The 13,867-nt window shown below is 39.9% G+C and carries 18 protein-coding genes and 1 pseudogene; 1 reads left to right on the forward strand and 18 read right to left on the reverse strand.

Translation table 11 applies throughout. The annotated features are described in order from the left end of the window. From JQM82_RS11160 to JQM82_RS11215, 12 genes are all read right to left on the reverse strand, one after another. A partial coding sequence (locus tag JQM82_RS11160; RefSeq protein ID WP_235250411.1) for a helix-turn-helix domain-containing protein occupies positions 1 to 248 on the reverse strand: 248 nt, incomplete at its 3' end. Between the two features lie 379 nt (positions 249 to 627). After that, on the reverse strand, positions 628 to 1,419 hold the full coding sequence (locus JQM82_RS11165; RefSeq protein ID WP_235250412.1) for a CPBP family intramembrane glutamic endopeptidase: 792 nt from the start codon (positions 1,417 to 1,419) through the stop codon (positions 628 to 630). 188 nt (positions 1,420 to 1,607) lie between these two features. Then, positions 1,608 to 2,018: a winged helix-turn-helix domain-containing protein gene (locus JQM82_RS11170; RefSeq protein ID WP_235250413.1), complete on the reverse strand. Its 411-nt coding sequence runs from the start codon at positions 2,016 to 2,018 to the stop codon at positions 1,608 to 1,610. 6 nt (positions 2,019 to 2,024) lie between these two features. Next, the gene (locus tag JQM82_RS11175; protein WP_235250414.1) at positions 2,025 to 2,387 is read right to left on the reverse strand and encodes a response regulator; all 363 of its coding nucleotides are present in this window, start codon (positions 2,385 to 2,387) and stop codon (positions 2,025 to 2,027) included. 23 nt (positions 2,388 to 2,410) lie between these two features. Further along, on the reverse strand, positions 2,411 to 3,292 hold the full coding sequence (locus JQM82_RS11180; protein WP_235250415.1) for an ATP-binding cassette domain-containing protein: 882 nt from the start codon (positions 3,290 to 3,292) through the stop codon (positions 2,411 to 2,413). Further along, on the reverse strand, positions 3,276 to 3,977 hold the full coding sequence (locus JQM82_RS11185) for a hypothetical protein (RefSeq protein WP_235250416.1): 702 nt from the start codon (positions 3,975 to 3,977) through the stop codon (positions 3,276 to 3,278). Before JQM82_RS11185 ends, JQM82_RS11180 begins: the two co-directional genes overlap by 17 nt. Continuing rightward, positions 3,974 to 5,041, reverse strand: a complete 1,068-nt coding sequence (locus JQM82_RS11190; protein WP_235250417.1) for a hypothetical protein — start codon at positions 5,039 to 5,041, stop codon at positions 3,974 to 3,976. Before JQM82_RS11190 ends, JQM82_RS11185 begins: the two co-directional genes overlap by 4 nt. Before the next feature lie 110 nt (positions 5,042 to 5,151). Beyond that, positions 5,152 to 6,225, reverse strand: a complete 1,074-nt coding sequence (locus JQM82_RS11195; protein WP_235250418.1) for a HAMP domain-containing sensor histidine kinase — start codon at positions 6,223 to 6,225, stop codon at positions 5,152 to 5,154. A gap of 92 nt (positions 6,226 to 6,317) precedes the next feature. After that, complete coding sequence (locus JQM82_RS11200) at positions 6,318 to 6,998, reverse strand: response regulator transcription factor (protein ID WP_235250419.1); 681 nt, start codon at positions 6,996 to 6,998, stop codon at positions 6,318 to 6,320. Positions 6,999 to 7,507: 509 nt separating this feature from the next. Beyond that, positions 7,508 to 7,678 (reverse strand): winged helix-turn-helix domain-containing protein, encoded by a 171-nt coding sequence (locus JQM82_RS11205; protein WP_235250420.1) that lies wholly within the window; start codon positions 7,676 to 7,678, stop codon positions 7,508 to 7,510. A gap of 281 nt (positions 7,679 to 7,959) precedes the next feature. Then, positions 7,960 to 8,148, reverse strand: a complete 189-nt coding sequence (locus JQM82_RS11210) for a helix-turn-helix domain-containing protein (RefSeq protein ID WP_235250421.1) — start codon at positions 8,146 to 8,148, stop codon at positions 7,960 to 7,962. Further along, positions 8,148 to 8,588: a sigma-70 family RNA polymerase sigma factor gene (locus JQM82_RS11215; RefSeq protein ID WP_235250422.1), complete on the reverse strand. Its 441-nt coding sequence runs from the start codon at positions 8,586 to 8,588 to the stop codon at positions 8,148 to 8,150. The genes JQM82_RS11210 and JQM82_RS11215 overlap by 1 nt, the downstream gene beginning before the upstream one ends. Before the next feature lie 411 nt (positions 8,589 to 8,999). Here JQM82_RS11215 and JQM82_RS11220 point away from each other — a divergent pair, with 411 nt between their 5' ends. Beyond that, positions 9,000 to 9,332, forward strand: coding sequence for a helix-turn-helix transcriptional regulator (locus tag JQM82_RS11220; RefSeq protein ID WP_235250423.1), 333 nt, complete (start codon positions 9,000 to 9,002; stop codon positions 9,330 to 9,332). A gap of 141 nt (positions 9,333 to 9,473) precedes the next feature. Here the strand turns inward: JQM82_RS11220 and JQM82_RS11225 are convergent, their stop codons facing one another. From JQM82_RS11225 to JQM82_RS11250, 6 genes and pseudogenes are all read right to left on the reverse strand, one after another. Next, positions 9,474 to 9,851 carry a hypothetical protein gene (locus tag JQM82_RS11225; protein WP_235250424.1) on the reverse strand — a complete coding sequence of 126 codons (378 nt, stop codon included), beginning with the start codon at positions 9,849 to 9,851 and terminating at the stop codon, positions 9,474 to 9,476. 17 nt (positions 9,852 to 9,868) lie between these two features. After that, positions 9,869 to 10,801 (reverse strand): ParM/StbA family protein, encoded by a 933-nt coding sequence (locus tag JQM82_RS11230; RefSeq protein WP_235250425.1) that lies wholly within the window; start codon positions 10,799 to 10,801, stop codon positions 9,869 to 9,871. Positions 10,802 to 10,925: 124 nt separating this feature from the next. Beyond that, on the reverse strand, positions 10,926 to 11,126 hold the full coding sequence (locus JQM82_RS11235; protein ID WP_235250426.1) for a hypothetical protein: 201 nt from the start codon (positions 11,124 to 11,126) through the stop codon (positions 10,926 to 10,928). A gap of 5 nt (positions 11,127 to 11,131) precedes the next feature. Then, positions 11,132 to 11,914 carry a class B sortase gene (srtB, locus tag JQM82_RS11240; RefSeq protein ID WP_235250427.1) on the reverse strand — a complete coding sequence of 261 codons (783 nt, stop codon included), beginning with the start codon at positions 11,912 to 11,914 and terminating at the stop codon, positions 11,132 to 11,134. 54 nt (positions 11,915 to 11,968) lie between these two features. Beyond that, positions 11,969 to 13,186 (reverse strand): CHC2 zinc finger domain-containing protein, encoded by a 1,218-nt coding sequence (locus JQM82_RS11245; RefSeq protein ID WP_235250428.1) that lies wholly within the window; start codon positions 13,184 to 13,186, stop codon positions 11,969 to 11,971. A 67-nt stretch (positions 13,187 to 13,253) separates the two neighbouring features. Then, positions 13,254 to 13,867, reverse strand: a pseudogene (locus JQM82_RS11250) (hypothetical protein); the annotation flags it as partial.

Raw genomic sequence — 13,867 nt, forward strand, 5'->3', positions numbered from 1 at the left:
ACAATATCCTCAATCGTTGATTTTGTATCGACATTCTCTACATAAGATGTGTATTGCTCTTTCAATAATTCATCCACAGAAACAGAAAACAATTCACTCAGTCTTACTATTTTATTTATATCAGGAACTGACTCATTCAATTCCCATTTTGAAACTGACTGACGGGATACATCCAATTGCTCTGCTAACTGAAGCTGCGACAGACCACATGACTTTCTGAGTTTCTGTATTTTTTCTCCTAACGTCATATTACCAGCCCCCTTTTTTATTTATAGCATACTGGAAATTTGTTATTATCACAACCAATTTTAGTTTGAATTTGTGCAACCAGCAGTTGCATCACTGAAATCACAATATTTAATGCTTGGCAAACTATTATGCAAAAAGACAGAAACAGTTCATACAAAACTGTCTCTGCCATATCATCTATCCTACAAACCGATACCCGCTCCCAACCACTGTTTCTATGTACCCATCTCCGATCTTCCGTCTAAGGGAATACACCACATTCGCCACCGCTGCTTAAATGCTGCAGGTATAAGCCAGAACCGAATCTACTATACAACATAATCAGAGCCAAGAAAAAACGACTCTGCTCTACAACTCGACCGTATAATATAGACAGTTTTACGCTTTTCTTTTTTTCGTATGTAAAACCATAAACACAGCAATTAAAATCAGATTTAAAAAAAGTACAACGATACTGCCTTCCATCTTGTAAATGCCGCCAGACAAAAATGCACTCCCGCTAAATACAGTTGTAAGAACATGAGGATAGTCTTCAGCCAGAGATACTCCGCCTAAAATAATAGCACCGACAGTATTCCAAAAAAAGTGCATTATTATTGGTGCGAGAAGTGATTGCGTATATTCTAAAATAACTGTCATCAAAAGGCTCATAGAAAGCACATTTAGAACAGGAATTATTCCAGCTTCAAAGGCTCCGCCATGCATGAATGTAAACAATGCGCTTGATATGATTGTTGCAGCAGTTACATTGTAATTTACTTTTATCATCTGGTACAAGTACCCACGAACAAGGAGTTCCTGCATTACAGTGTTAATGAAAACTGAAAAAATCCAAAGCCATAACAAGGAGACGGCATTGCTACTTTCTACTTTCAACACTCCCAAAAACAACATGATTAAAAAAGTTAAGCCTAACCAAACAGCACCACCTAAAATTCCTATAACACAATCTTTAGCAACGTGACAAATGGGAAAAATTTGTATTTTCCGCTTTTCAATAAGCCAAAATAAAAGACTTATTCCTACAATGCAGAGAAAGGGAATGAGTTCTGCCCAAAATCTCCAAATAGCAGGACTTTCAGCATCCGGCAAGGGAATTAAACCTGCAAGTAATGCCCACCCAATAAAATAAAAAAGGGTTTTTGCTGTTGTAATTAAAAGTTTTTTCATTATAATCACACTCCGAATACAATAGTTATGTTCAAAAATACGTCAATAGTATAACACGGATATATAATTTTTTCTACTGAAACCCAACCATGACATTTCGTGCTATAAACATTATCATCTTGCTATTCCAGGAATAATCTGAAAAAGCAGAGGCCAGCCACTCCAACACGGAGCAACCGCCTCTGTTTTTATTCTCCCGCGCCCACAAACCGATACCCGCTCCCAACCACTGTTTCTATGTACCCATCTCCGATCTTCCGTCTAAGGGAATACACCACATTCGCCACCGCCGCCCCGCAATGCTCCGGGTCCGCTTTCCAGACCGCTTCGTATATCTGCTCTTTTGAAAGAACCCAGGAGGGGTGGGATACCAGGTAGAGTAATGTGAAGAACTCATGGTGGGTGAGAGGGACGGGAATGCCATTGTGGTAGACAGTCTGTTCGTTGATACGGATTTCCAGGTTGGGGAAAGTGAGGACAGATGGATTATAAGGATTTGAGATATGTTCCATTGTCGGCTCGCCTTCCACTGCAGTGAGGATTTTATCCATGATGGGTTCTTCTGCGTCTGAAAAGGTCAATATAAGGATTTTCCCCATCAGTGTTTATTCCTTATTTGCAAGTTCAATTAAATCATCTCTAAATTTTAAATATGAAAACTGTCCTTTAATGTAATAACGAACTGCGCCTTTCTCTAATGCAATCTTTTCATAACTGTCCTCGTCATGTCCCGTCAGAAAAACTACAGGAATGTTTCTTTCCCTCGCATAAGTCAATATGTCCAGTCCTGTTTTGCCACCTGGCAAATCCCAATCCGTACAAACTAACGATATCTCTTCTGTATCAAATAGCTGTTTTGCTACAGAAACGTTGGTTGTACTAATTGTTGGAAAATTCTTCAAACCAAAACACATTTGCAATCCTTTCAGAGTTGCCGTATCATCATCAACCAATAAAATTTTCTTCATGTTCCTCCTCCAAAATATACCACTCACTCATTTTCTTTCACATACATATTGTAAATGTAAGCATCTTCCAAATTCGAAGAACATAATTCACATAAAAATTCTGGTTTTCTTCCGTTTACAAAACGCACCTCAATTTCATTCGCTTTGTATATTTTTGAAGTAACTTTATAGTTTCTCTGAAATTCTTGGAACTCTCTTTCATTTTGAAAGGAACAGCGAAATACATGGTTCTCGGCATTTGAAACAAGTTCCGTAACACTTCCATCATAGGTCAGTTTTCCTTTCCGCAAAATACAAAGTTTATCACAGGTGGCCGCTAAATCCTCCGTCACATGGGTGGAAAATAAAACTATACGATCCGCCGCAAAATCGACAAGCAAATTGCGGATACGGATACGTTCTTCCGGATCAAGCCCTGTAGTGGGTTCATCCACAATCAAAATGCGCGGGTTGTGCAGTAATGCCTGAACAAGTCCTACACGCCGTTTAATGCCACCGGATAGTTGCCTATTCTTTTTTCTTTGCTGTGTAATCAGCCCTGTCTTATCCAAATAATAGTCAATTCGCTCCTCATATTCTTTTTTCTTTAGCCCTGACATAACCCCTACATATTCCAGCGATTCTCTTACAGTAAGATTAGGATAAAGCCCTAATTCCTGTGGCAAATATCCGATCTCTTTCTTAATCAACTCATAATTCTTTCTTTCCAGACGGATTCCGTTAATCTCAACAGTTCCTTCTGTTGGCGTCAGCAGTGTTACAAGAATCTTCATTAAGGTAGACTTTCCTGCGCCATTTTCTCCCAACAGTCCATAAATCCCCTGGTCAATATTCAAGTTGATATGATCCAGACTTTTGACTCCCTTTTTATACTCCATCACTAGATTTTCAATGTTTATTCCCATATCTCATCCATCCTTTCTTTGTATTGCTGCCGGGCTGCATCTGTAATATCAGCCAGTTCAGTACGAGTAATACTGCCCCTATCAGTATATAGAAAACCCGGCTTCGATAATCAGGCTCCAGTACACCAAGCTGAGAGGTTGATCCAATAATCCTAAACATTTGTACGGGCTGCGGTAAAACATTTGCCATTGTCGAGGTTAAAAACAGCCATAAGAAAAAAGTTACGCCTATTCCAATCCCTATTTTTTGAATTACGTTCGTTATGGTAAAGCTGAAGACTCCTGCAAAAAACATACTTGCGGCGCAGGCGGCTAGAGTATCCGCATACATCTTCCATATAGGAATCTGTGAAAAGTTAGACGGCCGATACCACCATACAAAGCCCCAATAAAACACGGCAACTAAGATGAGTAGATAAAGCCAGCTCAACAAAGTCCTTACCAGCATGGAAATATATTTTTTTCTAATCGGATACCTGTAAAAAACAGCAACCCGTTCTCCCACATACTCTTTGTAATAATTATCTGCCATAAATACGCCGGCAAGCAACGCAACATTTGGTTCTACAGCAGTAATAATCCCACTGAAAGAATTGATTGGACTTACCAAAACAATAATCACCATAAAAGCGATAGAATACACAATCTTATAGATTGGCAGGGTAATCTTTAATTCATACCTCATCCGCCGCGCCTCCTTTCCCATAAAACCACAGATGCAGCCAGAAGAACTGCCGATAAAACACAAGCAAAACATACATTCCACAATGCTCCTCTAGGCATTGTTAATTCCGAAAACAGCATGGGGAATCTGACAAAAAGAGCAAACGGCTTAACCTTGTAAATATAACCGCTTGACGAATCATACGTTCCCATATTGGAATACAAAAAGTACAGGAGCAGGGCAGGAATGGCAGGCATAATGCTCCGGAAAAGAAGCGCAATAAACATCATTAAACATCCTGTCAGCAATATACTTGGGAAATCCAAAATAATCACTCTTTTCCAGATATCCCAAAAGTCAACACGAAAACCATAGCTTTTTCCTACTCTCATTGCGATCATGTTTATAATAAATGTAAGAGGGATTATGACAGCATATACAAAACCAACACCTGCAATCATTTTTCCAATTATATAATTCCGGCCACATAACGATTTTGCATGAATAAGGGCATACATATCTTTTTTCAAGTCACGTGCTAGGATAAGAGCAAAAATAACTACGGTAAACAGAATAGACCCAATCCCTAAATATTCAGAATATTTGTATGCAAAACTCTCTGTATATGTTCTGTCATGGAATACGTTCCCCAAATACTCATCCATTTCTCCTTTGGTCGCCCACATATGCTCATATAATACAAATATACTCTTTACCCCATTTAATGAATACTTGTCTTTAAAATACTGGGCAATCTGATCCATACTCCATTCGTTTTCCTGTATTTTTTTAATTTCTTTATCCGCCGCTTCTTCACTCAAGGAGCAGTCAGAAATTAATGACTCCCGTAATTCCTGCATAACATTTTGATAAACAACCTCTGTTGGTGTAGGAATATATCCGTCCTCTATCTCTCCATCTGAATCATATACAACAGAAGATTTTTCATCACGGACATTCCCATATAAATTCCAAAATGGACTGACAGTATAAAACACAATCCATATCATAAGAATAATTCCTAAATATGTTATAGGATTTCTAATCAGCAGGTCCATATCCTTTCGGGCAAGTTTCCAACTCATACAACCTTCTCCTTCACAATTTATTTTTCTTTATATGAATATCCTAAACGGTAAAAGACTACAAAAAAACAATAAAACGGGATTCAGAAAAAAATCTGAATCCCACCTGATTATTCTATATGCAGTTTTACTCGTACACAGGCCCCGCTGCCTGTCTGATTAAATAGACTGAGACATCCTCCATGTTTCTTACAAAGAAGATCACAAATATACAGCCCCATTCCGTAATGACAATCTCCTGTGCTTTTTCCGTGAAAATACGGCTTTGTTGCCTTTGTCAATTCCTCACTTGTAAAGCCTGGGCCATCATCAGAAACCATAAAATGAAGCCATCCCTTTTCATCCCATATTTCTAGCTTTACGCTACTCGTTGCATATCGCATAGCATTGCCTACCACATTCTCTAAAATTTCCAAATAAACATCCATATCTATATTGAACTGTTCCTGAGACAATTTTTCTACAATGGAATACTCCTTTTTGCCAGTTCCGGAAAGTGTATCAAAAACATCTGCGGTTTTCCTTTGAAGAATAGACGCAACTACTTTGCTCCTTCTGACGCATAAATCGTCCATACGGTTGATGCTCTTCATTGTATCAGAGAAATCCTCAATCCTGCGTATCTGCTCAGAGAGATCATCCAACGTTTCCATTATCTTTTCCTGCGACAACTTTCCTTTTGGATAATAGCGTATCAAATATTCTACATATCCCTTTAGAACAGATAGTGGTGTTCGCAGATCGTGTGAAAAAGCAGACCTCATCTGTTTCTGTTCTTCAATCATATTCCACATTTCACTGTTATTCAGTTGCAACTGTTCCCGCATTTTTTCAAATGCACCACATAGCTGTCCCATTTCGTCCTTTTTAGTGTAGTCAACAGAAAAATTCAATTCCTGCTGACTGATTTTTTCAGCACAGCTATTTAATATATGGAGTGGTTTTTTCAGCCTTCTGTTATAAAATATGGTCAATGCGATATAAACGCTGGTAAAAGTCAAAATAAAAACGCTCCAGCTTTCCATAAATTCGCATACCCCAACCCAAAACTGATCCGCCTTATCCATTTCGCTGTTCATAACCTGCGGTACAGAAATCACACCTCCAAACTGACTGGAATATTTATTTTGAAACTCATATAACTCATCTGCATCTATATATTCGAGCCAGATGGTTTCTTTCACATGACCTGCTATATTTTGCACAGCAAACGAAAAAATAATAGAGAAAACCAGCGCTACAACAAGATGTGTAAATAATGAAACTTTTAAAGAGTTTATTTTCTTGAAGCCCATTTATATCCACACCCCCAGACCGTCTCTATATAATCTTTTTCTGTATAATTCTTTAGTTTATTACGGATTCTACGAATCAGCTCTGTCACAATCTTATTGTCTCCATCCCGGTCAAATCCCCATAGTCGTTCATAGATCATTTCCCGGTCAAACACCTGCCCCGGATAAGTAGAAAGCAATTCAACAATATCAAATTCTGATTTTGTTAATTCAATCTCGTTTTGTTTCCAGAAAATCTGCCGACTGCTATAATCAATGCACAAATCATTGTCATATCGAAAATCTTTCTTCGCTTGTTTCCTATTCTCTCTTCGAAGATGAGCTTCAATACGAGCCAGTAATTCCCCAAGTGAAAACGGCTTAACAATATAATCATCTCCTCCTGCCCTTAAACCAGTAATCTTATCCTGCTCCTCAATACGGGCTGTCAAGAATAAAATCGGGCAATCCACAAAGTCACGAATCTTTTTGCAAACCTCAATCCCATTCATTGAAGGCAGGTTAATGTCAAGTATAATTAAATCCGGATGCGTTTCTGCTTTCCGAAGTGCATCTTCTCCATTTAACGCAGTATCCACATAATATTCTTCCATCTCCAAAAAGTCCTTTATCACTTTGACAATACTTCTATCATCGTCAACGACTAATATTCTATAGGCCATAAGCTACCTCCTTGAAATTATCATAAAAGTATAGCGCATAAATGTCTATAAAAAAACAATCGTAAAACAGTACAGCTTTTCATCTTCTGCGTCCCTTTTTCCATACAATCTTCTAATACAATTGCTCTTTACGGTCACCTGTTCAGGATATTTTACCTCAAATCCTCTTTTGCGAAAAGGTACAACCGAATTTTCCGTTTTGCGGAAAAGTTCTGATACCCTCTTAGTTATGCGAAAAAGTAGGGGCTTCTTTTTCAGAAGTTTACCCCACCCTTTTATTTTTCCATGAGTATGAACCGTTCGTCCAAGAAACACACAAATTTTATGTACTCTGATTTCTGCATGAGCCGGATTTCCCCCACATATAGGGCTTATTTCGGGCTTTTCTACCACATAATGTACCCTCGAACCGTTTTCAAGCCCGATACTTCGTGAAATCAGACACCATTATACGCAAGTGTTATTTCTCCACACAAACAGGCACAGCTTCAAAAACTGCACCCTCATAATTACACTTCAAATTTATATCCACTATTGATCACAGTACGGATATATCCCTCTTTCGGCTTGCCTGGATTCAGCTTGTGGCGAATCTGGCTTACCACATTCGCCACAGCATGATCGCAATGCTCACTGTTTTCTTTCCACACTGTCTCATAGATCTGTTCTTTGCTGAACACCCAGCCGGGATGTTATGTCAAGAAAGCGAACGTCTGAAATTCATAATAAGAAAGGGGAATATGGACACCACTATGAATGACCTTATGCTCCTGCAGATGGATCTCCAAACCGGAGAAGATAAAAACGTTTAATGAATCCGAAAAACTTTTAAACTAAAAATCATGATTTCTAAACAGTCTATTATATTTACATGTGTATAAAGTAACAGAGCAGGAACCTTATCTTTACACCAGCAATCATTCCTGCTCTGCCTACATAATTATGCTATTCTAAACAGTATCTACTCCATTTCCCGATAATTTCTAATGCACTTCAATACTTCAATTCTCAACTCCTGGTACAGATCCTCATCAAATCTTCCATTAATCAAAGAGTTCTTTATCAACAACGGTCGGAACATCTCTACTATCTGTTCAGTAGCTACATGGTCTCCCATCTTCGCCCGGAACAACACTTCTTCAAAATTCATTACCTGTCACCTCCCATCCATTTTCTGATCTTACGGATTGCATAATAATAAATTCCTTTCACCTTGTAAGGTGGCAAACCATTGATCCGGCTTATATCATCAAACGTCCGTTCTTCAAACACATGCTGATAGATCAGTTTTCTCTCATCCTCACGCAGTAAGAGCAATGCCTCGACAAGTTTCTGATCCTTCATCTCGTCCCATTCCGGATAGCACCCATCTGCCTCCCTCATTAACAGTTCTTCACGATATTCCATCTCCAGGCTCTCTTCCACTGAAATTCCAATTTCTTCCACTGTCAAGTCCTCTGCCAGCATTTCATTACTGCTAATCCGCAGCATTTTTCTTAAGTAATTTTGTCGGGCTCCCCGAATCTGTGCCAGTAAATATGCGGTAAATTGGTTCTTGATTTTGGAACCGGTATATGTAAATTCATCCAATTCTTTATCCTCCTGTATTTTGATTTCGTTCTTCTTTTGAAATCCCAGAAGGCGGGGAGCGGCACCGTATTTCAATTTTCGATAAATTTCGACATACAAAAAGAAAGCCGAATCGGCGCTTTCCCAATTCGACTTTCTTTTTGATCCATATTTTATTATGTGCTATACGAGGTGTATTCGACTCATATTCTGCATATTTAACAGAAGGGTGTTCCAAATATTGGTGCAAGATTTTTTTAGCAAATTCCTGCTTTTCTCAACCCGTTCTGTGTAACTCAACCTATCATTTCTCCTTCGTGATTCCTGTATACTTTTGTAATGTGTAATATATTGCGTTATTATGCGTATCATAACGCATTTCATATACTGCAGAACTAGAGTAAAATATATGCATTAAGTGAGGTGATGAAAATGATGGAAAAAAAGTTGCTCGGAGACTTTGTAAAAGAAGAACGTCTTCGCAGGAATCTTTCACAGAATGCTCTGGCTGAAAATGTGCACGTTTCCTTACGCACAATATCTGATATTGAGAACTATAATGCTAACCCCAGACTTGAAACTCTGAGTCTATTAGCCAAATACTTGAATATTTCGCTTGATTCCGTCATCTTCTACGACAAGCCACCTGCCAATCCTTATATCGAACAGATCATTTATGAGCTAAATGACTGTACAGATGAAGAAAAAGATCTGGCTTTACATACGCTCCGTGGACTCCTTGACGGTCTCCGAAAACAAAAGTAATTCCTTTCGTTCTCCACTTCACCATTGTTTGATTATAGAACGGCTATTTATGAGCAACTTATGAGCCAGTTATGAATGGTTTATGAATTGAAAAACTTTTCGACAAAAATCGAAGCAGCCCATCAAAAGGCTGCTTCTTTTCTATATACCTCGGAATGCATCCAATGCATTTGAGATATTTTTTATAATATGTTCATCAAGAGCAATCGGTTCCTCTTCTGAACCAGACAGATCCATGACTGTCTCATCCGAATCTGCCCTTTCTGCAGAAACATATTTCTTGTCTGAGATTGCTCCTTGAATTTCTTTCTTTACAATTGTTCTAATCAATGGTAATAGGGAAGACTTGTCCGGATTCAAAGAATCAGTTTCTTTTCCCTCGCCAAGATAATGAAGCACTGCGCTGGCAATGAAATCCGCCTTATCTTCTGTATTATTAAGTATTTCAACAACTCTTTGGTGGGAAGCATTGGTTTTCTTAAATCCAATTGTAAATTTATTAGGATTCCTTTTCGTCACAACAATCACTTCCCATTCTATTTGCTGCTTTCATACATACGATACAGGAGATCATACCCTTTTGCGTTGGCGCGCAGGTCGTCAATGAACAGATAACGTCCCAAACGGTCAGACTTTTCTAAAAACCGCTTGAGCAGTATAGAACCTCCGCCAATGAACACGGTATAAGCAGATTTCGTATCCACACCTCGTTCACGAATACTATTCAGAAGATCTGTGACATAGTCCTGTACCATGTTCTCAACCGCCCGGACTACATACTCATCATAAAACTCTGTTTTCCCACGAATGATGCTTTCCACATCTATTTCTTCCAGCAACATGTCATATTCACTGTTGACTTTGGAAATGATCTCATTACACATGGTAATAATGCCTTTTTCCAACGAATCGCAATAATCCATATCAGGCTTTCCTCTTCTTAACAGCAGATAATCTGTTGTGAATCCCCCAATATCAATTCCTACTGCTTTCGGAGCTTCCCCAATCTTATCCATCTTTGTCATCATGGCAGCCAGATCCTGCACAAAAGCCCTCACATCTTTCATACACAGATGATATTTCTTTCCACAGTATTCTACCTGAAACACTTTCCCATCACCCTTAAAATATTTCTCATACTTGTCATACAGTTCTTTGTAATGCTTTGGTGGAAGTCCGATTGGAAGTTCAATCTGAATCACATCTTCTGGCTGAATCGGTGTCTTATCTTCCAATTCCATAACAATTGCAAACAGTGTCAGGATAAAAAAGCGTAAATCTGTAGTCTTATCCCTCTGATATGGGATGCGACGTTCACTGAGCGTATAATACTTGTCCTGATACCGCAGATATACCTCGCCCCTTGCAGGCTTCTTATCCATTTCTGTCAGTCCTGTCGTGAATACATGATTGCAAGTCTTCATATTACGGTTGCCATGATCTACGGCTACTCTTAATTTCTTAATCATAAAATGATCACTCCTTTTTTCTTTCTACTTACTCTGTACGTACTACCTACGTAAAACGCAACCGCTCCCTCAAAAATATGAAAAGGCACCAGCGATATTTGCCGATGCCATTTTCCATTCCATATCACACTCTTGAAACATACCGCACAGTATTCTGGCGCATTCCGTTATCTTTACAGAACTCCCGATATAAACTGTTCAGCTCCGCCATATTATAAGCGGTCATTTCTGTTTCTGCTTCAAAACCGTCCTCATCATAATGACCAATACGATATGTACCGCCACCAGTTGTCACAATTCCTTTCCCAGCTTCTCTAAGCGTCATTATACTCACCTCGTCTCTATTTTCTTCTCCAGTTTTCCATGCACCAGATACCGATAATTTCGGTCCGAGTTGACACAGGTAGAAAGCGTGACGATATGATCCGTATCCATAACTTCCGTTCCTGTATCATAGGCAGCGTAGGATATAATCTTTTCCAAAAAGTCCTGAAAATCTTCCTGCTCAGGAAACCGATAAGTATACCCCACACTTCCTGTCTTTCCCGCATAGCAGGATACGATCCGGTACTCTAAGATGCTATCCGGAAGATAAATATAAAAACAAGGATATAGCCGAAATAGTTCTTTTTCCTGATACTGATCCAATGTTCCAAACATACTCCCATTTTTCATATTATGCCCATATATGATCGTGTTACTGTCCGTGAAATCCGGCTGGTTATGGTAGTCGATAAAGATACTTCCATTCTTATTTTCCTGTCCGTCAAACATATGATGCAGATAATAAGAATTATCCTTCCCCTGTACAACCGGATAACTAACAGAAAGTGCTGGTATCTGAATCCATGCTGCTACATCCGGATTCTGAGCCTTTAATCCTTCAAAATCTACCTGAAGGAATGTAAACCCTGATTCATCTTCTGGATCCGGATCATTTTTACCCTGCTCATCTGTTTCTGGATCCTGTACGTACTCCATAAGTTCTTCATACGTACGATTGCCTTTCTGATACTCCAGAAAAATTCCTATTAATTTGCCTGCAACAAATAAAAATATAATGAACGATGTAATCATCACAAAAAGTAGTGGTACGTTTCCTTTTCCTTTCATAGATCTTCTCCCTTTCAAGAAAGACCAGAAAAAAACACCCCGGTCTTCCTATTTCTATAATCTTTGAGACATTTTATCTGTCTGATTTACGCACAAATCATAATAGAGATCATCAATCCCTTTGATTTGTCCACGCCATTCTTTGTTTTCATCCGCATCCCAAAGCATGCGCTTCACCGGTAATGAGCATTCCCTGCAAAGTTCGTACAGTTTCCTGCACCCGCTTTGAATAATTTCCCGTTTTTTCACCTTACAAAGACACTCTCCAAACCTGTTACTCTGCGTGCATTCGCTGCATTTACTATACTGTCCATCACAGGTAACTGGCATTTTCTTATCCATGTCATAAGTTTCATACACAAGCTGGAGATTTCTTTTGGAAAGGTCCTCCAGAATAGGGCGGAGATTCCGATGTTGATTCACTCCCGGCACACATAAGAACGTAGCTCCGGACAGATAATGGGCAACGGTTCCCTTTAAAGCGCCTTCTGTCACATACACTTCTTTCGCATCCAGATTTCCGATTACATGAACCGGACTGCCGGATGAAACTCCATATTGGTAATTTACACTGGAAAGCCAGATATACTTTCTGGAATCTGTCACATGATCCAGCCGGATCTGAAATCCCTGGATCAGACCTTCCATGGAAAGAATCGGAATCAGAAATCCGGAATTCTTCGCTGAAAAATGAATCGTCCATTTTCCATCCTCATCCTGATAAAACCCCGGTACTCCCTGCACCGTACATCCTTTTTCCTGTAGTTTCCTGGTCAGATTTTTTAATCCAAAGAGAGGGATACTCCGATATCTTTGTATCTCGATCTGCTCGTCCGTAAGCCCTCTCGCCAGCAAGTCTTCCCTGTGCTTTTCTGATAACGTAAGATAGGAAAGCAGCATGGAATAGGTATGGTTGATTTCCTCATCCGATGCACGGTCACTATTCTCGGGAATCTCAGGCTCCGGCTTTTTCTCCGGAATCTTATAATCATCCCGGTATTGGCCCAGGTTTAATGCCTCCCGGATCTGCCGGTTTGCTTCTGCCTTTGAAAGTCCATATAACTTGGCGTATAAATCCAGCATTCCCCCCTGCTCATTGCAATAGTTACAACGGAAGACGTTTTTCTTGATATTAACATTCATCTTTCCTGTTTTATGGTTACAGAAGGGACAGTCCACATCATAGGAACTGGGATTTTTCCGACGCACCTGCAGATTCAGTACACGCACCACATCGCGGATATCGTAATCAAACCCTGACATGTCATACATCCATATTCAAGCCTCCTTTCCCCCGCAGTCAGATAGCTGACTGTGGGTTCTTAACAGGCAGAACCCATTAGCCTGCCATTGGTAATGCTTTGTTTAGCAAAAATTTAGCTGCAGCCGGAACCGCATTGTTATTCCCGGAATAACTTCTGGCAAACCAGTCCAGACTTTGTGGACTTTCTTTTGCCACCTGGCCCATGGTCTTTCCGCCAAATTTTCCTTTGCCCGGAATCACAACCTGCACTGCCTGCTCATAAGTCATGTGCTGCAGAAGTTCTTCCACAGGCAGGGAACCGTCTATCGCATTTCCCACTGTACCTGTCGCCATGGAATTCATTCCCGGCTGCTGGCCATAGGTATTTTGCATGGATGGCTGACCGATGATGGAACCATTTGCCTGTGCCTGTTGAAAAAACTGTCCCATCATACCAGACTGTGACTGCATCAGCGGAATAGAACCACCCGTCATCTGCCTTGCAGACTGTTGATACGTATTCTCATCCGGTTGATAGGCAGCTCCATTCCCACTGTTTAGATTCTCCACAGTTCCTGAATTCTGAGATGACTGCGGAATCTGAATCCCGGCATCCACCTGTTCCGGATCATTTTCTTCACCTACATCCGCAAACTGAAGTCCAAACCCGGCATCTGACAGTGCCCGTCCGACAGCAGCCGTTTCCGCAA

The organism is Faecalicatena contorta (genome assembly GCF_021531995.1).
Classification (GTDB): Bacteria; Bacillota; Clostridia; order Lachnospirales; family Lachnospiraceae; genus Dorea_A; species Dorea_A contorta_A.